This is a genomic window from Halomonas sp. ALS9, assembly GCF_001651035.1.
Classification (GTDB): Bacteria; Pseudomonadota; Gammaproteobacteria; order Pseudomonadales; family Halomonadaceae; genus Vreelandella.
Genome location: NZ_LXRG01000025.1, coordinates 1 through 239 on the forward strand (window position 1 = coordinate 1; position 239 = coordinate 239).

Sequence of the window (239 nt, forward strand, 5' to 3'; positions counted from 1 at the left end):
AGGACTGCGACGGGCGGTTGGTCACGCGGTCGTAAAAACGTGCCCCGATGGCAATAATCAAGGCGGCGTGGTGCATGGCCATGTTGGATTCATAGGAGCCGTGCATACCCAGCCAACCCAAACACTGGCGGTCACTTTGCGGATACGCGCCGATGCCCATCAGCGTGGTGGTAATCGGGTAACCCAGCTGTTTGACCAGATCGGTCAAACCTTCGCTGGCTTTACCCCTGACCACGCCG

Annotated in this window: 1 pseudogene; it reads right to left on the reverse strand. The window is 59.0% G+C overall.

The annotated features are described in order from the left end of the window. Positions 1-239, reverse strand: a pseudogene (locus A6R74_RS01050) (acetolactate synthase 3 large subunit); the annotation flags it as partial.